17 protein-coding genes are annotated in these 24,810 nt (G+C 58.5%); 16 read left to right on the forward strand and 1 reads right to left on the reverse strand.

Going from position 1 to position 24,810, the window contains the following annotated elements; genetic code table 11:
• From D618_RS0113575 to D618_RS18445, 16 genes are all read left to right on the forward strand, one after another.
• Positions 1–1,083 (forward strand): phosphomannomutase/phosphoglucomutase (locus D618_RS0113575; protein ID WP_017672074.1); only part of this gene is annotated, 1,083 nt, incomplete at its 5' end.
• 13 nt (positions 1,084–1,096) lie between these two features.
• On the forward strand, positions 1,097–2,119 hold the full coding sequence (gene galE / locus D618_RS0113580) for a UDP-glucose 4-epimerase GalE (RefSeq protein WP_017672075.1): 1,023 nt from the start codon (positions 1,097–1,099) through the stop codon (positions 2,117–2,119).
• Positions 2,116–2,940, forward strand: a complete 825-nt coding sequence (locus tag D618_RS0113585; protein WP_017672076.1) for a class I mannose-6-phosphate isomerase — start codon at positions 2,116–2,118, stop codon at positions 2,938–2,940. The genes galE and D618_RS0113585 overlap by 4 nt, the downstream gene beginning before the upstream one ends.
• Before the next feature lie 15 nt (positions 2,941–2,955).
• The gene (locus D618_RS0113590) at positions 2,956–4,014 is read left to right on the forward strand and encodes a mannose-1-phosphate guanylyltransferase/mannose-6-phosphate isomerase (protein ID WP_017672077.1); all 1,059 of its coding nucleotides are present in this window, start codon (positions 2,956–2,958) and stop codon (positions 4,012–4,014) included.
• Positions 4,015–4,585: 571 nt separating this feature from the next.
• Positions 4,586–5,659: a GDP-mannose 4,6-dehydratase gene (gmd, locus tag D618_RS0113595; RefSeq protein WP_017672078.1), complete on the forward strand. Its 1,074-nt coding sequence runs from the start codon at positions 4,586–4,588 to the stop codon at positions 5,657–5,659.
• A 114-nt stretch (positions 5,660–5,773) separates the two neighbouring features.
• Positions 5,774–7,111, forward strand: a complete 1,338-nt coding sequence (locus tag D618_RS0113600; protein WP_017672079.1) for a hypothetical protein — start codon at positions 5,774–5,776, stop codon at positions 7,109–7,111.
• Between the two features lie 357 nt (positions 7,112–7,468).
• Positions 7,469–8,836, forward strand: coding sequence for an O-antigen ligase family protein (locus D618_RS0113605; RefSeq protein WP_081590527.1), 1,368 nt, complete (start codon positions 7,469–7,471; stop codon positions 8,834–8,836).
• Positions 8,837–8,893: 57 nt separating this feature from the next.
• Positions 8,894–9,589, forward strand: coding sequence for a polysaccharide biosynthesis/export family protein (locus D618_RS18430; RefSeq protein WP_152414744.1), 696 nt, complete (start codon positions 8,894–8,896; stop codon positions 9,587–9,589).
• Positions 9,590–9,625: 36 nt separating this feature from the next.
• Entirely contained in the window at positions 9,626–11,815 is a 2,190-nt protein-coding gene (locus D618_RS0113615) for a tyrosine-protein kinase (RefSeq protein WP_081590529.1), read from the forward strand.
• Entirely contained in the window at positions 11,812–13,032 is a 1,221-nt protein-coding gene (locus D618_RS0113620; protein ID WP_017672083.1) for a hypothetical protein, read from the forward strand. Before D618_RS0113615 ends, D618_RS0113620 begins: the two co-directional genes overlap by 4 nt.
• 158 nt (positions 13,033–13,190) lie before the next feature.
• Entirely contained in the window at positions 13,191–13,748 is a 558-nt protein-coding gene (locus D618_RS0113625; protein WP_202949961.1) for an acyltransferase, read from the forward strand.
• On the forward strand, positions 13,748–14,701 hold the full coding sequence (locus tag D618_RS18435; protein WP_255342563.1) for an NAD(P)-dependent oxidoreductase: 954 nt from the start codon (positions 13,748–13,750) through the stop codon (positions 14,699–14,701). Before D618_RS0113625 ends, D618_RS18435 begins: the two co-directional genes overlap by 1 nt.
• The gene (locus D618_RS18440; RefSeq protein ID WP_152414745.1) at positions 14,698–15,837 is read left to right on the forward strand and encodes a glycosyltransferase family 1 protein; all 1,140 of its coding nucleotides are present in this window, start codon (positions 14,698–14,700) and stop codon (positions 15,835–15,837) included. Before D618_RS18435 ends, D618_RS18440 begins: the two co-directional genes overlap by 4 nt.
• Positions 15,837–17,258 (forward strand): hypothetical protein, encoded by a 1,422-nt coding sequence (locus tag D618_RS0113640; RefSeq protein WP_017672087.1) that lies wholly within the window; start codon positions 15,837–15,839, stop codon positions 17,256–17,258. Before D618_RS18440 ends, D618_RS0113640 begins: the two co-directional genes overlap by 1 nt.
• A gap of 103 nt (positions 17,259–17,361) precedes the next feature.
• Positions 17,362–18,294: a GDP-L-fucose synthase gene (locus D618_RS0113645; RefSeq protein WP_017672088.1), complete on the forward strand. Its 933-nt coding sequence runs from the start codon at positions 17,362–17,364 to the stop codon at positions 18,292–18,294.
• Between the two features lies 1 nt (position 18,295).
• Positions 18,296–19,510, forward strand: coding sequence for a WcaI family glycosyltransferase (locus D618_RS18445; protein WP_017672089.1), 1,215 nt, complete (start codon positions 18,296–18,298; stop codon positions 19,508–19,510).
• A 102-nt stretch (positions 19,511–19,612) separates the two neighbouring features.
• Here the strand turns inward: D618_RS18445 and D618_RS0113655 are convergent, their stop codons facing one another.
• Entirely contained in the window at positions 19,613–24,745 is a 5,133-nt protein-coding gene (locus tag D618_RS0113655) for an autotransporter outer membrane beta-barrel domain-containing protein (protein ID WP_017672090.1), read from the reverse strand.
• Between the last annotated feature and the right edge of the window lie 65 nt (positions 24,746–24,810).

Here is a 24,810-nt window from a genome sequence, read left to right on the forward strand (position 1 = left end):
ATAACCGGCAGCCATAACCCCGCCAATTACAACGGCTTCAAGATGGTCTTTCAGGGTCGCCCGTTCTTTGGCGCCGACATCCGCAAGCTGGGCGAGATGGCGGCGGCGGGCGATTGGGACAGCGGCACGGGCACGTCGCGTTCGATCGATATTCTGGACCGGTATATCGACCGGCTGGTCGAGGACTTTGGCGGCTCGGCTGCGCGTGTCGGCTGGGATTGCGGCAACGGCGCTGCGGGTCCGGCGGTGGAAAAGCTGGTCAAGCGGCTTCCGGGCGAACACTTCACCCTGTTCACGGATGTCGACGGCAATTTTCCCAACCATCATCCTGACCCCACCGAGGAAAAGAATCTGGTCGATCTGAAGGCGCTTGTCGCCGAAAAGAATCTCGATTTCGGAGTGGCTTTCGACGGTGACGGTGATCGCATAGGTGCGATTGACGGCCAGGGCCGCGTGATCTGGGGCGATCAGCTGCTCAGCATCTACGCCGAAGCGGTTCTGAAAGATCTGCCGGGCGCGACCATCATTGCCGATGTGAAGGCCAGCCAGGCGCTGTTCGACCGGGTGAGCGAGCTGGGCGGCGTTCCTTTGATGTGGAAGACCGGGCACAGCCTGATCAAGTCGAAGATGAAGGAAACCGGCTGTCCGCTGGCAGGCGAGATGAGCGGCCATGTGTTTTTCAAGCACCGTTATTACGGGTTCGACGACGCGCTTTATGCCGCCGTCCGACTGATCGAAGCGCAGACCCTGCTGGGCAAGTCCGTCACCCAGCTGCGCGGCGAGATGGCGCCGATGGTCAACACTCCGGAGCTTCGCTTCCAGGTCGACGAGACGCGCAAGTTCGCGGTGGTCGAAGAGGTGCTCGCACGCCTTTCGGCCAGCTGTGCGCAGGTCGATGCCACTGACGGCGCACGCGTCAACACCGCCGACGGCTGGTGGCTGTTGCGTGCATCGAACACGCAGGACGTGCTCGTTGCCCGCGCCGAAGCGCGCGATGAAGCAGGTCTCGATCGCATGATGGCGCAGATCGACCAACAGCTCGCCGCGTCCGGACTGGAACGCGGCGAGCTGGCCGGACACTGAGGCAGCAGGTGACATGACACAGATTGACAGCTTCAAGGCGGCGCAGACCGTCCTGGTCACCGGCGGTGCCGGCTACATCGGCAGCCATGCCGTGCTCGCCTTACTCGATTCCGGGTGGAAGGTGGCGGTGGTCGACAATCTGGTCACCGGGTTTCGCTGGGCGGTGCCCGATGCGGTTGCCTTTTACGAAGGCGATATCGCCGATGGCGATCTTCTCGCACGGATCATAGCCGAACAGAACATCGGCGCGATCCTGCACTTTGCAGGCTCGATCGTCGTGCCCGAATCTGTCAGCGATCCGCTCAAATACTACAGCAACAACACGGTCAAAAGCCGTGCGCTGATCGAAGCAGCAGTGACCGGCGGGGTAAAGCACTTCATTTTCTCGTCGACCGCAGCCACATACGGAACGCCTGAAAATGACGGCCCGATCAGCGAGACGACGCCGCAAAGGCCGATCAATCCCTATGGTACATCGAAACTGATGACCGAGTGGATGCTACGTGATGTCGCTGCAGCGCATGACTTCAACTATTGCGCGCTGCGCTATTTCAACGTCGCAGGGGCCGATCCACGCACCCGCAGCGGGCAATCGACGGCAGGGGCAACGCATCTGATCAAGGTCGCGGTTGAAGCGGCTCTGGGCAAGCGCGACCATGTCGCGGTATTCGGTACCGATTTCGACACGGCCGACGGCACCGGTGTGCGCGATTACATCCACGTCAGCGATCTGGCCGACGCCCATGTGCTCGCTCTGCGAGCGCTGATCGAAGCTCCGCAGAAATCGCATTTCCTCAATTGTGGTTATGGCCATGGCTATTCGGTGCTCGAAGTGCTGGACGCTGTCGACCGGGTGACCAACATGAAGATTGAACGCCGCATTTCCGGCCGCCGCGCCGGCGACCCTGCCTCACTGACGGCAGACAACCGCGCCATCCGTGAGCGCTTTGGCTGGATGCCGGCGTTTGACGACCTCGACAGCATCGTTATCCATGCGCTGGGCTGGGAACGCAAGCTGACGCAGATGGATCGATGACCGTGGCGACTGCACCGGAAAAGCTGGCGACGCGATCTGTCGAAAAGCCCTGGGGCCGGGCCGTGCTACCAGCACCTTTCGTCAACCCCGGGTCCGACAGGATCGGCGAAATCTGGTTCGAATCGGAAGCCGGAGATCCGCTGGCGCTAATGGTCAAGTACCTGTTCACCAGCGAAAAACTTTCGATTCAGGTGCACCCCAGCGATGCACAGGCACACGCCATGGGACTGGGCGGCGGCAAGGAAGAATGCTGGCTGGTGCTGGACGCCGAGCCGGGCGCGACGCTGGGCATAGGCACCCTGCACCCGCTGTCCGGCGAGGAACTGCGCGCGGCCTCACTCAATGGCGAGATCGAGGCACTGATGGACTGGAAGCCGGTGCAGCGCGGAGATTTTTTCTATATTCCGGCCGGAACAGTCCACGCAATCGGCGCCGGCGTCAGCCTGATCGAGATCCAGCAGAACGCCGATATCACCTATCGGCTGTACGATTACGGCCGCCCTCGCGAGTTGCATCTGGATGATGGCGTGGCGGTCTCCGTTGCTGCACCGTATGATCACCCCCTTCAGCAGTGCGTCGACTTCAGCGTTGATCAACTGCTGGTCGATGGCCCGCTGTTCCAGTTGCGTCTCACCGGCGATGCCAATGAGACACTGGCGGGTTCCGGCCCGATGATTGTCGTCCCGGTCGAAGGAGATGTCTCCGTCAGGATGGGCGACACCCCACTGACCGTGGCAGCAGGCGAATGCCTGGCCGTCGAACCCAACACACCCATGGAAGCCAGCAGTGGAGCCCGTCTGCTGCTCGCTCGCGCAAGCTAGAACGGCAAAGACTGCATGAGCAAAATCATCCCTGTCATCCTGTCCGGTGGTTCAGGCACCCGGTTGTGGCCGCTGTCGGTCGAGACCCGTCCCAAGCAGTTCCTGCCACTGGCATCGGCCAACTCGATGTTTGCCGATACGCTGGCACGCATCTGTGACACGGCGCTTTTCGGTCCGGCACTGATCATCGGCGCTGAGCGCCACAGCGCGCTGATGGAAAGCGAACTGTCGGGCGAGGCCTTTGCCGATGCACGGATCATCCTCGAACCAAGTGCGCGCAACACCGCGCCTGCCATCGCGCTGGCCGCGATCGCAACAGGCAGCGGCGATGCAGTGATGCTGGTGATGCCCAGCGATCATGTCATCACCGATCTGCCGGCATTCCTGGCTGCCGTGACCACCGCCTTGCCCGCAGCGCAGGCAGGGTGGCTTGTCACCTTCGGGATCAACCCCACCGGCCCTGAAACCGGTTTTGGCTATATCCAGATGGCCAATCCGCTGGATGGGATGCCTGACGTGCGCAAGGTTGCCCGATTCATCGAGAAACCGGCGCGTGACAAGGCCGAAGCCATGCTGGCACAGGGCAATTATGCCTGGAACGCAGGAATCTTCCTGATGCGCGCCGATCGTTATCTGGAAGAGCTTGCCGCCCATGCTCCCGAGATGCACCGCACCGCGCATGGCGCACTGGACGGCATCGACCCTGCCGCACGCTGCATTCGTCCACTGCCCGACCAGTTCGCCGCCTGCCCGTCCGATTCGATCGATTATGCGGTGATGGAACGCGCAGAGCGAGTCGCGATCGTGCCAGTATCGTGCGGCTGGTCGGATGTCGGCAGCTGGGACGCACTGGCGGAAATCGGGACCCCGGATACCGACGGCAACACCACGTCGGGCGAAGTCGTTGTGCTCGACAGCCACAACAACCATATCCACGCCGATGGCATCACGGTGACGGTGTCGGGCATCGACGACCTGATCATCATCGCTAATGGCCACCATGTAATGGTCGTCCCCAAGGGACGCTCGCAGGATGTAAAACAGATCGCTGCAGCCCTCAAGGACCGCCCCTAAAACTTTCCCCCGCCGCAAAACAGCCTGCACCGGACGCCTGACAGGGATGTTGTCATGTAGGTCGTCAAGGGACAACATTGATATTGCGTTACCCCCAATGCTGGAGTAATCCGCGACGCGCCTGCGACTGGTGCAATGTGTTGAGCGTGGCGGGACAGCAGCGTTCAAACGATCCATCGGACAGGGTATGTTACTGTATTTGATTTTGCAGAGCAAAGGCTAACTCCAACAACTTCTCAGAGATTTTTTGAGAAATCACAAATGACTGGCAAATAACTAGGTCGACATGGCTCCCTATTATGGATCGTGATTAGCTAGGCGGCAAACACCTTCTCATTATCAATTAAGCGGTTCCCGTTGTTTTCTGTATCATTTTATCTTCAGCGAACTGCTTAACGAGTTTCACCTATGGCTTGACGTCACAGATAGATGCTTACTGGATTGGCAATCGAGCAAGATTTTTCAACTCAGTTTGCCGAGATATGACCCGGCCCGCGCCATCGGGTGCTCTGGGGATACAAAAATTTGTTGTAGTTGCTTGGGAATAAAGCTGTATTTTAGGAATTGATTAATGAACGAAAAGAAGCAAAAAGTTGCACTGGTGACCGGCGTTACTGGTCAGGATGGCGCCTATCTTTCTCAGCTTTTGCTAGAAAAGGGCTATATCGTGCACGGTATCAAAAGAAGGTCCTCGTCCTTCAATACCGGACGCATTGAAGATCTTTACGAAGATCCGCACATCGAGAACCAGCGCTTCATTCTGCATCATGGCGACATGACCGACAGCACCGGCATCATCCGTATCATCCAAGAATGCCAGCCAGACGAAATTTACAATCTCGCCGCCCAAAGCCACGTGGCCGTAAGCTTCGAAACCCCCGAATACACAGCCAACGCCGATGCCATCGGCACGCTGCGAATCTTGGAAGCGATTCGCATCCTGGGTATCGTCGACACCTGCAAGTTCTATCAGGCGTCTACCTCCGAGTTGTATGGTCTGGTACAAGAAGTTCCGCAGCGCGAAACCACCCCCTTCTATCCGCGCTCGCCTTACGCGGCCGCCAAGCTCTATGCTTACTGGATCGTCGTCAACTATCGCGAAGCCTATGGCATCCATGCGTCGAACGGCATTCTGTTCAATCATGAAAGCCCGCTGCGCGGCGAAACCTTCGTGACCCGCAAGATCACTCGCGCAGCCGCTGCGATCAAGCTTGGCCGTCAGAACAAGCTGTTCCTTGGCAACCTCGACGCCAAGCGCGACTGGGGCCACGCCCGCGAATATGTGCGCGGCATGTGGATGATGCTGCAGCAGGAAACCCCGGACGATTACGTCCTCGCAACAGGCGTCACGACTGAAGTGCGCGAATTCGTACGCTGGGCGTTCGAAGACGTAGGCATCGACCTGGAATTTCGCGGCACCGGCGCAGACGAAAAGGGTTATTGCAAGGCCACCGGCAAGTGCCTCGTTGAGGTTGACCCCCGCTATTTTCGCCCGACCGAAGTCGAACTTCTGCTCGGAGATCCCACCAAGGCTGAAACACAGCTGGGTTGGAAGCACGAAACCTCGCCTCGTGATCTGGCGCGAGAAATGGTGCTGTCCGATTTGGAACTGATGAAGACCGCCCCCATCGGCAAGGGCGCCTGATCAGCATCTGCCACGGTCGCAGTTCTCTCGGGCATACTGCGCCGTGGCACATTGCCCTCGGGATACTGATGTGTCGCTGGCAGCCGAGGTTTCATCCTCTTTCGAATTATCATCATGGGTTTTGATTTGAAAATGTTTAGCGTGGCGGGGCGTGCCAGGGTGCTGTTCCTCGCCTACGCAACGTCGTTGTTGTCAAAACTCGTGACCGCCCTTGTTCAGCTGCTAGCCTTTCCGGTCGCGGCGAGAACGCTGGGGGTCGAAAATTTCGGAGCGATGCTAACGCTGGCGGCGATTACGTCTCTGCTTTATATTCCCGGTATCGGCCTCGCACCGGCCGTCAGCTTCGCGATGGGCCGCAGCATTGGCTCAGGTGCGCAGCCATGCGCGGCCCGCGTCTTTGTCGACGCCACTCGCCTCGGCCTCTTCGCAATGCTGCTTTGGGCCACTTTGGGCAGCGCGCTGATCGCTGTTGTCCCTGCAGAATTTCTTTTCGGTTCGGGCGCAAGCCGCCTCGACGACAGCGCCAGAATCGGGGCATTCGCCATGCTCGGGCATGTATCCCTCGCATATGGCTTCACCTTCATCGACGGTGCCCGAGCCGCAATGAACCAGACCCACATCTCCAACCTTTATGCGCTCAGCGGCTCCGCCCTCGTCTTCGGCCTCGCGATGCTCCTGGCGACGCAGGATGCGGGCTTTGGTTGGTTCTACATCAGCATTTTCTTGGTTCCGGTGATCATGCAGGCGATCAACCTTGCCCACTTCTGCATCGAGCATCGCGTCATGCTGGCGAGCGCAAGGGACGAACAGCCGGATTACTGGTCGATCATTCGGCCCGCTCTCGACTTCACCCGCGGGCAGGTGGGAATCGTCCTGCATCTTCACGGCCTAGTGTTCATTCTCACCCAGACGGTCGGTTTGTCGGCAGGCGCGGTATCGGGTGGCATCGTGCGACTGTACATGCAGATCAATAGCCTAGTACAATCGGTCCTGACACCACTTCTGCCGACGTTGAGCGCGGCCAACGCGGCCAACGACAGCAAATGGCAGCGAACCGGCATTCTGGCCATCTTGGGTCTGACCTGGGGGGCCATTCCCATGCTGGGCGTGTTCGTCGGCCTGTTCGGCCAGCAAATCCTGCGGCTGTGGCTCAATCTCGACATCACTGCCAACGGGGTTTCGACTTGGGCCTATGCAGCCTGGGGAAGCCTGAGCACGATGGTGCTTATCGCGTTTTCAGTGATGATTGCGCTCGGTCAATCTAAGCTGCAAGGAAGCCTCATCCTAGTATCGGGTACTTTCGGCTGCTTGAGTGCATTGTGGCTCTTGCAGGGCGGATCGACCGAATCGGCGATCTGGGTCAATGCCCTGTTTTTACTTCTGGGAGGTTTGATCATCCCGACACGGTCAATGGTGCACATCGTCCAGACGCCGCGTCCCACCGAAGCGTGACCGCCCTCTTTACCGCACGCATGATCGGCCGGGACCAACAAGAAATCAGCCTTCGATTGAGATCTGACATATGCCATTGAAAAATATACTTTTATTTTGCCCGGCAATCAATTCTTCAGCCCCACCATGATCAGAACGGCTCGTCGTTAAGGGCTTGCTTTCATCCCGACCTCGCCTTAGTGCAAGCCTTGTCAGATGTACTATTCGAGTGTCTAGGCGCGCCTTAGGCATTTTATCGGCACGGGCATCACTCGTGCCTTTGGAAAATTGACCGTAAGTTCCCAGTCAATTCAACGCAGGGCACCTTATGCCTGACGACAACTCCCAGCGTACATGTGAAGCACGATTTGAAGATTGATGGTGAGCAGGACAAAAAAACGACCGGGCGTTTCACAGCTTTGTATGGCGCCGATTTATGTATTCATCGTTGCGAGCATCGCTCTCGGCGGCGGTCCCGGACAGCTTGATTTCGCACTTTTGGCGTGGTGCATAGCAGCACTCTTCCTTATTGTCTCTAGGCCCTGGCAAAACTGGAACTCGTCGCTGCGCGCGCTCCCTAGTCCCGCGCAAGGAGCGGTCTGGCTATGGCTCACCCTTCCCTTTTTCCAGCTTGTGCCCCTTCCGCCCAGCATCTGGCAGACATTGCCAGGCAGCGAAATCAGAACGGCGATCGCGCAGCATTTTGGCATGGGCAGCCAATGGATGCCGTTGTCGCTAAGTCCGATTGAGACGACATATACCGCCATTGTCTCTCTCGGTATGTTCACCTTCTTCACGGCAATTATCAGCCTAACTGAGCGCCAGCTGCGGCAAGCGATCTGGGTGATCGTCGGCATGTTTGCACTGGCAACGACGATCGGCGTTATCCAGTACACATCTTCGGGCCAGCTTCTGCAGTTCCACAGCCTTGCCCACCGCACCTCGTTGCTTGGATTTTTTGCCAATAAGAATCACATGGCGCTGGCTCTTGCCTGCATGATCCCGCTTGGATACGCGCTGATAAAGGACTTGCCTGGCGAGGGGGCGATTAAGAACTATCAGTTCGCATGCCTGTTTGGACTCGTTTTTGCGCTTTTGATTACCACGAACAGTCGCGCTGGACTCGCCTTCGGAATGATAGCAACCTTAGCCACCCTTTTTCATATAGCACCAAAACGTCGCGCCTTGGTTGCTTCAATATTTGTTGGCGCTGTAGCGCTCCTGTCAGCCATCCTCAGTCTTGTCCCGAATATTGCCATCGTCATGGAGCGGTTCGGCAATACTTCTGAAGACGGGCGACTGGATATGCTCGCTCAATCATGGCCGTTGATCGAACAGTACAGCGCAACTGGATCCGGCTTTGGCAGCTTTTCCGAAGTATTCGTACCCAACGAAAAATTGGAATGGCTCCTACCAAACTACGTCAATCAGCTACACAATGATTGGGTTCAGTTTGTCATGGAGGGAGGAATCCCTGCAGGACTAATCATTATTCTGGTAATTATATCGCTCACCATGGCGACCCTAAAGGCTCGAGCCCAAGGCGAACAGCATTCCTCGTCAGGCTCTTTTGAGGCCAATATTCTGTGGGCCAGCATGGTTATTATCGCTCTATTCGGACTTCACAGCATTATAGATTACCCCGCTCGCAGAATAGCAAGCTTGATGCTGTTGATATTTGCATTGTCACTCACAATGCGCCCGTACGTGCTCGCCCAACGAAAATTAGCGATGGCAAATTCTTGAGTTTCCGTTAGGAATTTTTTACCGATCATCGGGTGGCAATTTCTGGAAGGTATCAGCTTGCGTATCCATTTTCTGTTTTTGACGACTGCAACGTTGTTGGCAGGCTGCGCATCGCCTTACGCCAAAATCCCGGTCGGGATGGATGCAATTCCGACGTCCACTGCGGGCAATTACACCACCCCGCCGCTGGAAGGTTACCGAGTCGGACCATTGGACGAACTTCGGGTTACCGTGTTTCGAGAACCCGAGTTGAGCGCTGACAATCTGGTTGTCGATGGCGCCGGAATGATCAGCATGCCCCTGATCGGTGCCATCCCAGCGCATGGCCGGACAGTGACCGAGATCGCGAGCGAGATCCAAGAGCGTCTGAACGATCGCTATCTTAAGAACGCGCGAGTCACCGTTTCTGTGTCGAAGGCAACGAACTATGTGGTAACGGTTGGCGGCGAAGTAAAATTGCCAGGAACCTACCAGATTCCTGGTCGCGTCACGCTTGCGCAGGCGCTGGCGATTGGCGGCGGTATTACTCCTTCGGCTCGCCGTGCGGATGTTATCCTGTTCCGTAAGGTGGATAACACCGATTATGTTGCCAGGTTTGATTTGCGCGATATCTATGCCGCGCGATCACCTGACCCGGAGCTGAAGCCGGGCGACATGGTCATCGTGGGCACCTCTGCCGCGCAAAATGTATATCGCGATGTTCTCGCGGTCTTGCCAGGTCTTGCTGGTATATTCGTTGCGCTCTCGCAATAAAACCAAGTCGTTTTCGAGTAAAATTGAGATAGCAACATGCAGCCTGTAAAATTGAACGCTGATGAACTTATGGATCCGGCCGGCGAATCCGATTCTAGTTTAAGTTTCGGCATCGACATACATGATGTGGTTGCGGCAATTTATCGCAGCCGATTTGTCATCATTGGCTTGATTGCCGCATCCATTCTGATTGCCATCATTCTCACGCTTTTCACCACCCGTGAATATCAGGGAGTTGCAATCATCGAGGTTCAGCAGGAGGCCAGCAAGGTTCTCGGGACCGAGGAGGATCGCGAATCGGCGCAGAGCAAGATCGACGTCGACCGCTTCCTCGACACCCAGATGGAGATCGTGAAGAGCCGCTTGGTCGCCTCCAGTGTCGCTAATGACCTCGGCCTGTTCAGGGGAAGTTTCCTTGCACAGATGAACATAAGTGAAGAGAATGACAACCAAGTTTATTTGAGTGCCGAACAGGCTCGCCGGGAGCAGGTCATCGAAGCGCTGACGGACAATCTGGAAGTCGGTTATACTGGTCAGACTCGCCTTTTGACGATCCGTTTCTATAGTCCCGATCCGGTGTTGTCCGCCAAAGTTGCGAATAGCTACGCGGAAAACTATATCCGCAGTAATTTGGTCCGCAAATCCGAAAGCTCGTCTTACGCGCTCGAGTTTCTGCAGCAGCAATTGCGCGAAGCGCAGGCACGGCTTGAAGAATCCGAACAGTCAATGATCACCTATGGTCGCAGGACGCAGATCGTCGATGCGTCGAATGCCGCCGGTGACAGCGCCAACCAAGAGAATAATCAGCCCAAGTCGCTGATTACCGCGCGTCTGGTAAGTCTGAACAACGCCTATTCGGGTGCTGTCGCAGCGCGCATTCTCGCTGAGCAGCGCTGGCGCCGCCTGTCATCGATGTCGACACTCAGCCTACCTGAGGTGCTGAGCAACCAGGCGGTTCAGAAGCTGCTGGAAAGCAAGGCCTTGATCGAGGCGGAACTGCGCGAGCAGCAGAAAATTCGCAAGGACGACTATCCCAGCGTCATCCAAACTCGCGCCCGACTGGACGAAATCAACCGTCAGCTCAATGCGCTAGGCCAAAATATCCGCTCGTCTGTCGAGAGCGGTTATCAGGTTGCACGCGAACAGGAAAAGCAGCTGAAGAATCAGCTAGACTCACTGAAGTCCGAGACTCTGGCCGAGCAGGGCCAGAGCGTTCAGCTTTCGATCCTGCGTCGCGAAGCCGATACCAATCGGCAGCAATACGAGGCGCTGCTACGCCGTTACAACCAGCTGAATGCCGAATCGGGCGTTCAGTCGAACAACCTGGCCGTGGTTGATCGCGCCGTGATCAACCCCATTCCGTCGTCGCCCAAGATCTATCTTAACATCGCGCTGGCGATCCTGATCGGCATCATGCTGGCTGCGATCTACATCCTCGCGCAGATCAATCTGTTTGATCGCATCAGAACGCCGTCCGATGTGTCCGATCGCGCCGGATATCCGATGCTCGGCGCCATCCCCCGCGTGGACAATGTCCTCGAAGAGATGGCCGATCTCAAGTCGGAGGTCAGCGAATCAATCAATTTGGTCAGGACAGCGCTGACGCTGTCCTCGCAGGGCGGGGCCCCCCGCTCTCTAATGGTGACGAGCGTCCAAGCGTCCGAAGGCAAGTCGAGCAGCGCACTGGCCGTGGCAATCAGTTTTGCGCGCATTGGAAAGCGCGTGCTGATGGTCGACCTCGACCTACGTCGTCCGAACGTGCATCGACTCCTAGGATTGACCAACAAGACGGGTGCCAGTTCGGTGTTGTCGGGTCAGGTGGAGTTGGGCTCAGCCATCCAGGCATCGTCTTACCCAAATATCGACGTGCTTCCTAGCGGCCCGATCCCGCCCAACCCCGTCGACCTGTTCATTGGCGATGCGTTCAGCACGATGCTGACCGATGCCCACAAGGTCTACGACATTGTGATGGTCGATGCACCGCCGATGCTGTCGCTGGCTGATGCGGGCGTTCTATCGGGTAACATCGAACAGACCATTTTCATCATTGAATCAGGCCGCAACAGTCCCAAGGCTGTCCTGCAGGCTATCAGCCGGTTGCTGCGCAACCGCGGCCAAGTGGTGGGCGTCGTCCTCACAAAGTTCGAACCCAACAAGACTGGCTATGGCTATAGCGGGGACTATACCTATGGCTACAAGTATGAGACATCGAGCAAATCCACATGACAGCTGTTCGTGCCGGCAATCTGTATAATTTATTGGTCACAGGGGCTGCGGCTGCAGTATTCTGTGCGCTGGTGGGTCAGTACGTTATCCAGAGCAACAATGTGGCACGCTTCAAAGCCAAATCCAGTTCAATGCTGATCAGTGCCGCACAGGTCAAATCACAGTCGGCTCCCCCTCCGGCCAACTTGGACAAAGTCCGCGCAGCACTTGCGGCGAAGCCTCTCAACGCCGCCTTGGTGAATGTCGGCATCTACAGCCAGGCTCTGAACCGAGGTGCGCCCTTCCGCTTGCGCGACGAGGATGTAGCGCTGCTAAAAAGCCTGGGCTGGCGGCACACGCCGACGTTGCAAAACCTGACCGTGGCAGCGATCGAAAGGCAAGACGTGGGGAATCTGGTCGATATCAGCGACGCTCTTCTCCGCCGGGGCCAGTTGGTGCGCGAAGCGATGCAGTTACTCAATGCAGCCGAGGTCTTCCCCAAGGGTCGCCAGATCATCCTGCAAAAGCTAGCGCTCGACCCTGTCTGGCGCACGGGCTATCTTAAGGCGACTGAGGATCTGAAGGAGCCGAGACAGGCTGATGCGCGCGCGAAGCTGTTTGCGATGATCGCCAAGACCCCGGATCCTCCCACTATCGAGGAGATCGGCCCGACACTTAACCTGCTGGTCAGCCAAGGCAAAGCGCCAGTGGCGTACCAGTTGTGGACAACAAGCCAGAACGTCCGGCCCGCGATGATCCAGGATACAGAATTTGCCGCAGCTTATTCCAAGAATGGTGACGACCAAACCACGCTACCCTTCGAGTGGACCTTTTTTTCCGGTTCGGGATTCTGGGCCGAGATCGTCCAGGTCAATCCGAAGCGGCAAGAGCTGATGATCCATTGGGATGGCCGGGGGGTTCCGGTGTTTGCCTCGCAGCACCTCTGGCTGCCGAAGGGTATGCGGGCGCTGGTGATGGAAGGACGGGACCTCAATGAGGCCACCCTCTCGCGATTCGGATTCTCGCTTCGCTGCCCCCAGGGTGATGTCCGCTTGGCCCGGTCGTCTCCGACGCAACCCAACAAGGTCGTCTACACGCTGCCGCAAGGCATCACCTGCAGATCCCCCGCACTGGTCCTCAACGGGCTTCCCCAGAACTTTTCCCAGAAATTCGACCGATTCAGGGTGTCGGGAGGAGAGGACATCGTTCTGACCGTTGAATCGATCAAGCTGCAATAACGCCCTAAACCGAACACAAGACAATGCGATGAATTCTTCCTATGTAAGCCCACTAAGTCGCCCGGTATTTCCTTCCACAACATACCAGCCGATCAACGCAGGTGCTTACATGCAGGATTTATTTGCCTGAACTTGGATAGCTTTCAGCAATGCCCTCATTGAACAGGATAAAGCAACTCTGGCGTGGCGTTTCGCCTTGGGGAGCTGTGACGGTACACCCCTCCAGCCGGGCCAAACGCTACAGGTTTTTCCTGAACGAGAGTGATGTCGTCCGGATCGGCGAGCAAAGCGTGATCGAATGCAAGATCATGTCCGATCGTGCAGGGATCGATGTCCAGATCGGCAATCGCACGTTTATAGGAGCCAGTCTGCTGGTGGCCGCCGAGAAGATCGTCATCGGTAATGACATTCTCATTTCCTGGGGGGTGACGATTGTGGACCACGACAGCCACAACCTCGATTGGGAATACCGCCAGCACGACGTCGTGCAATGGGGCCGGGGCGAAAAGAACTGGGACCATGTCACGATCAGGCCGGTGACCATCTGTGACAAAGTGTGGATCGGCTTTGGCGCATCGATCCTGAAGGGTATTACCGTTGGGGAAGGTGCTATTGTCGCCGCCAACTCGGTTGTGACCAAGGATGTTGCGCCGTGGACGGTGGTGGCGGGAAATCCTGCCCGCATCGTTCGGCAACTGAAGAAACCGGGTGAATAGTGTTGCAATCTGACTCACAATCTCTTGTCTGGGTTACCGGAGCTGCCGGAGCAGTCGGCAGCGCCGTGGTGAACCGGCTGATCACCAGCGGCGTTCGCGTCGCCGGTATTGGCCTGAACGAACCCGACTGGACCCCGCCGGCGGAGCTCCAGTACGTCAGCGATCTCATCCATGGCGAATCGCTGTCCAAGCTGGCAGAGCTGAGCGGCAAGCCCGGCAGCATCATCCATCTGGCCGGCGGCGCGCAGGTAGGGCCATCCTTTGATGATCCGGCTGGGGATTTTGACAGGACCGTCACGTGCACTGTTAGCCTGCTGAACTGGATGCGGACCCATGCCCCGGACTGCCGCCTTATCTATGCATCGAGCGCGGCAATCTATGGCACGGCCTGTTCGGGCCCGATTCCCGAAGCCCGGCAACCTGCGCCCATTTCGCCCTATGGATTTCACAAGATGTTGGCTGAGCAGGCAATCACCTATTGGGGCAACCAGTTTGGGCTGCGCTGTGCCATTGTACGGCTATTTTCCGTCTATGGCCCGGCGCTGCGCAAGCAGCTGATCTATGAACTGAGCAAGAAGCTCGATGCCGGTGCCACCCGCCTGACGCTCGGCGGCACGGGCGATGAGATTCGCGACTGGCTATGGATCGACGACGCCGCGGCATTGTTGCATCAGGTGATCGCACACTGCTCCACCGACGTTCCCGTGTTCAACGGCGGCACCGGCAGAGCGACAGCACTGCGCGACATCTGCCATCTGATTGTCGGAGCGCATGGCGGATCAGCAGATGTCGAATTCGATGGACATGTTCGGCAGGGAGATCCCTTCAGCCTGCTCGCCGATGTAACGAACGCTACCTCCATCGGCTTCACGCCCACGGTTCTGCCCGATGCAGGCATCCTAGCCACCGTGAAGGCCTATCAGGCGAATACCAGACTAGCAGGCCAGCCGTGAAGATTGCCATGCGCCTTAGCGAGCCGGAGAAATGGACCGGCGGGGTCAACTACCTGTTCAACATGGCGCAAGCCGTGCGGCAACATGATGCCAGCACCGCATTCCAGGTGTTCATTTCCGCGCACAATGTCGCAGGCTATCGAGATCGCGCGACGGCAACCTGTGGCGTTGCGCCAATGGTGCTGGAAGAGACATCCAAAATCACCGTCGCCAAGGCGCTGGTTGGCATTCACGACCAATCGGTGATCCAGACATTCCGCCAGGCGGGGGTCGACGTCTATTTTGAAGCATCGGGCTATATCGGCCCTTCGCCGGGCGTCCCCGTCATCAGCTGGCTGCCCGACTTTCAGCATCGCCACCTCCCTGGCCTGTTTTCGAAAAAGGCGTGGTGGCTGCGGGAGGTGCGTTTCCGCAGGATCATCCAGTCGCGCGCGCACATCATGCTGTCGAGCGAGGACGCGTACAACGATCTGCTGAATTTCTACGGCAAACCCCAAGGCCAAGTGCATGTGGTGCCGTTCGCCGTGCTGCCACCAAAGGGGGCGACCTGGGACAGCGGCGAGCAGGTGCGGATCGAGCTTGGACTGCCTGAACGCTTCATTTTTCTGCCCAATCAGTTCTGGTTGCACAAGAACCATGGCCTGATCGTCCACGCACTGGCGCAAATGGGCGATGCCGCTCCTTGCATAGCGGCGTCTGGCAGCGGCAAGGACGATCGCGCGCCGGGCCATTTCGACCATCTGCTTCAGCGTATCGCAAGCCATGGGCTTGAATCGAAGTTCAGGATTCTGGGTGCGATACCCTTTTCATCGGTGCTGGCGCTGAACGCGCGGGCAGATGCTCTGATCAATCCTTCGCTATTCGAAGGATGGAGCACCACGGTGGAAGAGGCAAAGGCACTGGGAACCCCGCTTGTGCTGTCGAACCTTGATGTCCACCGCGAACAGGCTGGCGACAGGGCGCTATACTTCGACCCGCACTCGCCGCAGTCCTGCGCCGAGGCGCTCGCCCGCGTGGAGCCGCGGCCCCGGTGGCAGCCTGGCGAAACCCTAAAGGATGGGGCCGGAGCGCTGAGTTCCTTCGAGGCGTTTGGCCAGCTGGCGAGCAATGTCTTTTCTAAAGTGAGGTCGTGCTGATGGCGCGCGTCGCAAGTCTGCCCAGAGCGCGGCCGAAGAATTCCCGCAACGGCGAGATTTCGCTGCCGGTGGTGCTGACCTCTTTCATGCTGACGATCCTGACCGTCGCCCTGCCGGTCGCCAATGGCCTGAGCGACCCGGTGGTCACTATCCTTATGGTGATCGCAATGTTCTCGCTGTACCTGACGATGGCGATCTCGATGGTTGACCGCAGATTCGGCCTGCTGGTGCTACTGTTTTGCTTCTACCACATCTTCTTCCTGCTGGTGCCAGGAATGCTGCATGCGGCCAGGGGATATTTCCCCTTCTATTCTATGAGTTACCCCAATGACGATATCCGCATCGCGATGACTGTCATCGCGATTTTCTGCGTCGGATATGCCATCGGCGTGATCGTTTTCCGGCGCGGTGTCAGTCTTGCTAAACTGAAGATTGCTGTCGACAAACGACATTATTCGCGGCCCCGGATGGGGATCTATGCACTCGCTTTGTCGTTCCTAACGCTCGCGATCGTCGCAGTGAACGGCGTTGAGATGTTCACCCTGCGGCGCATCGACAGCGAAATCGAATATGACAGCGCGGCGGTTGCCAGCCAGCTGATCTTCAACTTCGCGCGCATCCCCTCGTTCATCAGCCTTTGCATCTTCATCAGCCTGGTCAAGACGCGCCCAAGCATTGCCACAATGGGTGCGCTGGTTTTCAGCCTGGCGACCTTCCTGCTCGTGAACTGGCCAGCATCGATTCCGCGTTACTACCTGTTCGGCTACATCTTCACGTTCCTGTATGTGATGTTCGATTTCTCGATCGCGATTCGCAAATTCGGGTTTGTCATGTCGCTTTTGGGCGGCCTTCTGATCGTGTTCCCACTGATCAACTTCCTCGGTCGCGGAGATGTGCGCGATATAACCGCCTTCTCGCCCGTCGAATATTACACCGAGAGCGGCGACTATGACGGTTTCCAGTCGGTTCTCAATGTCGTGCAGTTAGTAGACCGCGAGGGGGCATCCTTCGGATACCAGTTCCTCGGTGTGCCGCTTTCTCCTGTTCCCCGCAGCTTGTGGCAGGACAAGCCTCGCCCAACTGGCGAACGCGCTGCCCGTTACGTCGGATACAATTACACCAACATTTCGGCGCCGCTATCGAGCGAAATTTTCGTCGATTTCTGGTGGTGGGGACTGATCCTGTTTTCGCCGCTGCTGGGTTATGTATCGGCGCGCCTCGACATGAACGCGGTTCAGCGCTTCAAGCAGAACGATGTCTGGTACGTGATGATGACGGGGCTGCTGATCGGCTTTGAAACCATTCTTTTGCGAGGATCGCTGATGAGCGCGGCAACACCGATTGCCCTGGCTTTTCTGTTGATGTTTTTCGCCGGTGTCATCGGTCGCAGTGGCAGACACATGCCGATGCGCCGCCGCTGAACTTATCAGGGATTGCTGGGTTAAATTTGCTTTTGATTATCGTGCGCACAAGTTGCCAGGCGGAGGCGGGTGTGCGCAGACATTGACGGAAATGGAATGAGACATGTTCGAACTTAAGGGAAAGAGAATCTTCGTCGCCGGGCACAAGGGCATGGTCGGGTCCTCTATGGCACGGCAGCTTGCAGAGGCGGGTGCAATTGTAATCACGGCCGACCGGTCGGAACTCGACCTCATCAATCAGGCATCGGTGGACTACTGGATGGCCGACCAAACCCCCGAGATCGTGGTCGTCGCCGCTGCCAAAGTTGGCGGCATCCTAGCGAATGACCTGCATCCTGTCAGTTTTCTGTACGACAACATAATGATCCAGACCAACCTGCTTAAGGCGGCACATGCCACGGGCGTCGACCGCCTGTTGCTGCTGGGCTCATCGTGCATCTACCCCAAGTTCGCGCCGCAACCGATCACCGAGGACGCCTTGCTGACCGGCGCGTTGGAGCCGACCAACCAGTGGTATGCGATGGCCAAGATCTCGGGCATCATGCTGGGGCAGGCCTATCGTCGCGAATTCGGTCGTCACTATATAAGCGCGATGCCGACCAACCTCTACGGGCCCGGCGACAATTTCGACCTGCAATCCAGCCATGTCCTTCCCGCGCTGATCCGCAAGGCGCACGAAGCCAAGGTATCGGGCGCGGAATCGATAGAAGTTTGGGGCACCGGCAAGGTTCGGCGCGAGTTTCTGCATGTCGACGACTGCGCAGGCGCACTGGTTCATCTGTTGCGCAACTATGATGAAGACCAGCATATCAACGTCGGCAGCGGATCGGATGTCACGATCCTGGAACTGGTCCAGATCGTGTGCGACGTCGTGGGCTTTACAGGTGCTATCACGTTCGACACCACCAAGCCCGATGGCACGCCGCGCAAGCTGATGGCGGCGGACAAGCTGGGCGCGCTGGGCTGGTCGCCGACCATCGAGCTGCGCGAAGGCATCGAACGCACCTACGCATGGTTCTGCGAAAGCATCCGCTGACATGAAACTGTTGGTTACCAGCATCAATTATGCCCCTGAGCCAACAGGAACCGGGCCGTACAGCGCGATCCTGTGCGAGGAGTTCGCGCAGCGGGGTCATGATGTCCAGGTCGTTTGCGGCTATCCGTTCTATCCGCAGTGGCAGGTCTATGATGGATATGCCAACACCTGGTGGATGAAGGAGCAGCGCGGCGGGGTCGATGTCTACCGCTGCCCGATCTACGTTCCGGCGTCGGTTAACGGACTCAAGCGGCTTTTGCATTATCTCAGTTTCACCGTCACGGCATGGCCCAGGCTGTTGACGCAGATGCTGTTGCGTCGCCCAGACGTGTTGCTGTGCGTCGCGCCGACGTTGATGGCCATGTCGTTCATCACGCCGGTCGCCCGGCTGCTGGGCATCCGCACTTGGATCCATATCCAAGATTTCGAAGTCGAGGCCGGGTTCGCGACGAACCAGCTTAAGTCCGACAGCCTAGTCGGGCGACTGGCCAAGGCGTTCGAGAATTTCTCGTTCTGGGGATATGATTTTGCTTCGACGATTTCGCCGGCGATGCTGCGCAAGCTGAAATCGAAGGTCCACCAGCGCACGCGGACGCAAGAGCTGCGCAACTGGGCCGAGCTGGACCTTATCAAGGTCGAGGAGCATTCAACCTATCGTGACACCTGGGCGATCACGACGCCGTATGTCGCCCTTTATTCGGGCAGCGTCGCCAAAAAGCAGGGCATTGACGTGCTGATCGAAGTGGCGCGGCTGCTCGCACCGCGTGGCGACATCACCATAATCATTTGCGGCAACGGGCCGGAAGTCGATGATTTGCGCAGGCAGGCGGGCGACGTATCAAATTTGCAGTTCCACGATCTGCAACCCATGGCCCAGCTCAGCGATCTTCTGGCACTGGCGACGGTGCATCTGTTACCCCAGAAGAAGGACGCAGCCGATCTCGTACTGCCGTCAAAGATGGCCAACATGCTGGCATCGGGCCGCCCGATTGTCACCGGCGCCAGCGCGGAGACATCACTGGCACAGGAAATTTACGGCTGCGGCGTCTCAGTTGAGCCCGAGGACGCATCCGCCATGGCCGATGCGATCGCCGCATTGCTCGACGATACTGCCAGGCGCGCCAGCCTGGGCGCGAACGCACGCCGCAGAGCGGAGAGCGACTGGGCCAAACAGGCGATCATGGACAAGTTTGAAGCGGCACTTCTGACCGTGTAGTCGGTATGGTCAAGCCCCATTTATCGGAGCCGGCCACAAGCTCCGATAAATGGGGAAAATATTTTCCGGCTCAACCGCGTTTCTCTTGTCCTTCAGCCAGCATCAAAATCTCAGCGACCCGGCCAAACGCAGCGTGCTGTCGTCGCCATTGCTGCCCAATATGCCCGCATAGCCCGAGCTGATCGTCAGCCGGTCGGTCGGTTGCCAGACCAGCTCGATCGACGCCAACGCTGCGTCGCGCGAGAGCGGCGCACCTGCCACCGTGAACGGCACTGCGCTGCCTGCCAGCTGCACTCGGCTGGTGGGGTTGAGAGAACTGAAGGCATGTTCCCAGCCGATCCGCGAGCGCGCACTCAGCGTGGCTGCGACCGGCGTGTGCAAATGCAGGCCGACGGTTGAGAGCGTGAATGCCTCGCGTCGCCTTTCGGCCGACAGTGCCGTCGCGCCGCCCGTCTCGGCAAAGGCGTCGGTCGTCACGCGATGGCTCTCGATGCCCGCAAATGGCTCGACTGTGCCGCCGAGCACGGCCAGCGGAATACCGATCTCGGCAAATCCGCTGAGCGCATTGCCATCGAAGCGGCTATCCAGGCGGTTACCGAAGCCGGTGAACGTCACGCTGCGCCGGGTGCTGTTTTCTGTCCAGCCATAGCTGATACCGCCACGTATGCGGACCAGGCCGAGCCTTCCGCCGGTATAGGCCTGCACACTGACCATTTTCACGCCAGCCGATCCCTGCCGGGCAGCGATGGCAGCATCGGTGTTACTGTATCCCACGCCCAGCCCGATGCGCGCCGTATCGCTCAGACCATATTCGTACCCGCCTTGGATGACATAGCCGCTGCGGCGGACCCATGCAGTTTCGCTGGTGGCATCGTCATGCCCCCTGCGTCCGGAAATCTGCATCCACAGGCCCGCTGCCTCATGTGTACCCTGAAGCCGCGCACGAATGGTGTTGGTGGCTCCACGGGCATCCTGAAGCGCTACAGTCCGTGCTGATGCAATCGGTTCGCCCGATACAAGGTTGAGCGCGCTGCGCGTCGCTACATCATCCGTCACCAGGGTGATCGCATTGTACAGCAGATTTCCGTTGGCCAGCCCGCCTAGCCCCTTGGCCGCAGCCTGCTGGTTGCCCGTGGCCCCCAGCTCGAGCAGTCCGGCGCGCGACCGCGCCAGCTCGATCAGCACCGCGTTGGTCGCCTGCAGCAGGCGGAACTCGGTACCTGCCGCCTCGGTTTGGTCGAGGGTATAATTGCCGGTTACACCGCCCTGCGCGGCCAGAACGACATAGCGCGTGCCGATGGCATAGCGGCCACCGTCGCGAATGATGTCCAGAACCGCTCCCGGCTCGATCGTTGCACGACCGCCAACAAGCATCAGGTCCGACCGACCGTCGCTGCTGGTATCGGCGATATAGCGAGTTCCTGGCATCTGGCGATAGTCACCCCCGATGGTGACAGTGACGATCGAAGGATCGACAGTCAGAGCCGTAGCCCCAGCGCCCAGCCCCGAAACGCCGCCCACGCTCATCGTCGCCGCCGCGCTCAAAGCATCTCTGGCGACGATTGCAGACGGCGTCATCGTCACCATCGATGCCAGCACCCCAAGCTCGGTTACGGCAGCTGTCTCGGCCCAAAGACCGCCAACAAAGCCGATGCCCGAAGTGTCATCGCTACCCGATGCCAAAGCGACCTCGCGGCCGATCGGGGATGAGGCCGGCAGAAGGTCGCTCATCGCCGCCGTGGCGACCGACCCGACGTCCGGCGTTGCGCCGATGGCCGGTGCCTGCGCCGTCGGCATCACGGCCGGCGTCGAGGTGACCAACAGTTCAACTGCCGCCGGCCCACCCTTCAGCTCTGGATTGGCCATCCCCGTCGGCGGGGCAGCGTCGCCAATCAATCCTGCCAGCGCTGCCGTCGGGCTGACCGCGCCGCCTTCGATGGTCAGGCTGCCGGTGTAGCCACTGGTGTTGATGAACAAGGTCCCCGCGCCGCGCTTGGTCGAGCCGCCTGCGCCGGAGAGGAAACCGGCGAAGTTGACGTCGGTCGGTACTTCAAAGATCGCGCTGCTGCTTGAGGCAATGTCGATCCGCGTGCCGGTGGAGAACAATTGCATGTTGGTCAGCGTCCAGATGCCGCCTTCCAGAATGTTGACCTTTTCGAAATTCGGCGCGCCATCGATCGTGCCGCTGCCGGTGCCACGCAGGTTGATGACATCGGTACCGCCGCCGCCGTCTGCGAGGCCGATCAGCGACTGGCCGGTGAACAGGTTGAGCGTATCATTGCCCGCGCCCAAGATGATCGCCGTGCCGCTGTCACCGCGAATAACACCATAGTTGTCGATGGCATTGCTGTTCGCACCGGCAAAATTTATCGCAGCAATGCCGCCGCCGATCAGACCCCTATTGGTGAGGTTGGTCGTTCCCGATGCAAGAATGCCATACCCCAGTCCGGTGATTTCGGCGAACGGGTCGTTGACGACCGTACCGCCGTTGAACTCGATGCCGTCTGCGGTAAAGGCACGGCCCCCGCTATCATTACCGCGCGCTCCGGTGCCCCGGATGCGTCCTGAATTGTAGATTGACCGAATGTTGGTCGCAAAAATCCCGTCACCATTGGCTGTGTTGGAGACGCCGTCCCACCCACCGGTGATCGTGCCATGGTTGGTCAGGCCGGCTATCGGCGAACTTGTCCCAACCACCCCGGCCCCGTTTTTGCCGATAATCGTCCCACTGGTGCGGTTGATGACCTGAGAACCCATCACCCCGTTGCGCGCGCCGGAAACGAAATTGAAGTTATCGATCACGCCAAGCACACCGTCAGCTGCGCTATCCGGACCACCCGTTGACATGATGACGCCTTGGTTGCGCACTTCAAAGCCAACGACTGCGGTGCCACCGTTCGACATGATGACGCCGCTCGATGCGTTGTCGAGCCTTGCTGTGCCAACGCCTACGATGGCCCTTCCATTGCCCGTTGACTGGATCAGCCCCGCGTTGGTGGCACCGATTCTGGCTCCAGCGCGCAGTATGACAGCGTCGCCGGCAGCATTGATTGTGCCTGCATTGTCGAATTGGATTCTTCGGCCAAAGCCAACGTCGACGTTGATCGCACTGCCGCTGGCATTCGTGTTCTGAACCTGTCCACCCGCATTGATAGTGACAAACAGATTAGTGTTTACATTTTCCGCTGTACCGAACGTTGACGCAAGCGCGCTGGTGGCAAGGGCATTGGAGCTGACCGTATATCTGTCGGCATTCACGGTCCCGCCCAAGTCGAGAATACCCGACAGGACGTTTACGAAATTGCTTTCGATGTTCTGGGTTGTCGATATACGGGTCGTGCCGACACCGGCAAAGTTGACGGGACCGCCGCGCAGCAGGCGGGCGGTGAAAATGCCATCAAAATCCTGGCGCAGCGTCAATGAACCTCCTTCACTGAACGACACCGCGCCTGCGGTAAGCCGCGTTGTCGCAGTCAATGACGAATTGGGTTCAATCAGCAAAGTCTGAACATTCCCCATGCCGTTGAACTGGGAAACACCTCGCGCCCTCATGCGCTCGACGTTCACTACATTGGTGGCCACGGTGCCGGTCGAGCCATTGAGCAGGAGCAGATCATCGCCCGCTCCGCCATCAATCGTTCCCAGGACGTTGCCCTGAAACAGCGCAATGAAGGTGTCATTGCCAGCGCCAAGATCGACAGCGATGCCGCCATCATAAGCCCGGATTATGCCATTGTTGGTGATGGTATCGGCCTGGCTGCCGAGAATCCGGATAGCCGGCGCGCCTCCTCCGCCGATGGCGCCAACGTTGGTGAGAAAGAACGGCGCAGTGGCGCCTCCTCCTGCTCCATTGTCGACCAGAATGCCATGATCAGGGCCGTAGAGGATGCCGCCAGACTGATTGGTGATCGTGCCGCCATTGATGACAACAGCATCGGCGGTCAGGGTTTGACCCAATCCATTCACGCCACGTGCGCCGAACGACTGAATGATGCCGAAGTTGGTAATATTGTTGCCGGTGCCCAGCGCGCGAATGCCATCGCCTTCGCTCGATGTCGAAATGCTGTCGGCCCAGCCAGTGATCGTGCCGCGATTGGTCAGGAACAGTGTGCCGGCTGCGGAAACGCCTGCGCCGTTACGGCCGAATACAGCACCGCTGGCGTCAACAACGCCTGAGAATCCCGCGCCGCCGTTGATGCCGTTACGGACACCGCTCACAAGCCCGCCTGCATTGACATAGAATTGCGAACCAGGCTGCGTGCCGAAATCAATGGCATCGACGGTGCTGTCCGCTCCCGCGTCGGAGCGAATCAGCCCTGAAGTGTTCACCACGGCAGCGCCCAGGATTGCCGAGCTGCCGATCGAACGGATCGTTCCCGATGCAAAATTGCTGATCTGCCGCGTGCCACCTGTCCGCTGCGAAAGGTCAATTGCCTGTCCGCCGTTGATACTCTGGATCAATCCAGAATTGAGGATGGTAGTGGAATCGGCCCGCGTCACCGAATCGATCTGCCGGATTGCATCGTCGAAGCTGGAAATCGTGCCGAAGTTCTCGACCCGAAGGGCACCGGACGACGTGTTGGTATAGGTGAGGTCGATCGCGCGTCCGGTCACGGAACCATTGCCAATCGTCCCGTAGTTGGTCATCGACCGGCCACCCGTCTCCACCGCCCCGCCAATCGTGCCGGCAAGCGCGCTCGTCAGCGTAGCGACATTCTGCAGGTAATAGCTGGTGCTGCCGGTCAGGTTGCCGGTGAGGTTCAGCGTGCCGTCTGCCACATAGGTCTGCCCCGTGTAGGACTGGCCACCCAGGCTAAGCGTGCCAGAACCGTTCTTGATGAAGGTACCCGAACCATTGATGGTCCCAAGGAAGTTCAGATTGATGAGCCCGTTCTGCGACAGGCTGAAAATTCCGTTGTTGTTTATCGTCTGCCGCAGAGCACCTGGAACGATTGTGTAGAGCCCCGCGCCGCTATCGATGACGATCGACGTGGGGCTGAACACTGGGGCAAGCGCCCATTGCCCTGAAACCCGCAAAGTCTCGAAATTGACGACGTTGGCCGCAAATATGCCGCGACCGGCCACTGTGCCCAGAATCAGCGTGTCGTTGCCAGCACCGCCGTCGAACGTGCCGGTCGCAGGCGTGTTGGTGACGGTGAAGCTGTCATCACCAGAGCCAAGCGTCACGGTTTGCCCGTTTGACGTCTCGGCGGCAACCGGGCCAGCCATGAGCATGACGGGAATCAACAGGCTACGATAAATGTTCAAACGACGCATCAGGGATCCATTCTTTACGATGG

It is taken from the genome of Blastomonas sp. AAP53, assembly GCF_000331245.1.
Classification (GTDB): domain Bacteria; phylum Pseudomonadota; class Alphaproteobacteria; order Sphingomonadales; family Sphingomonadaceae; genus Blastomonas.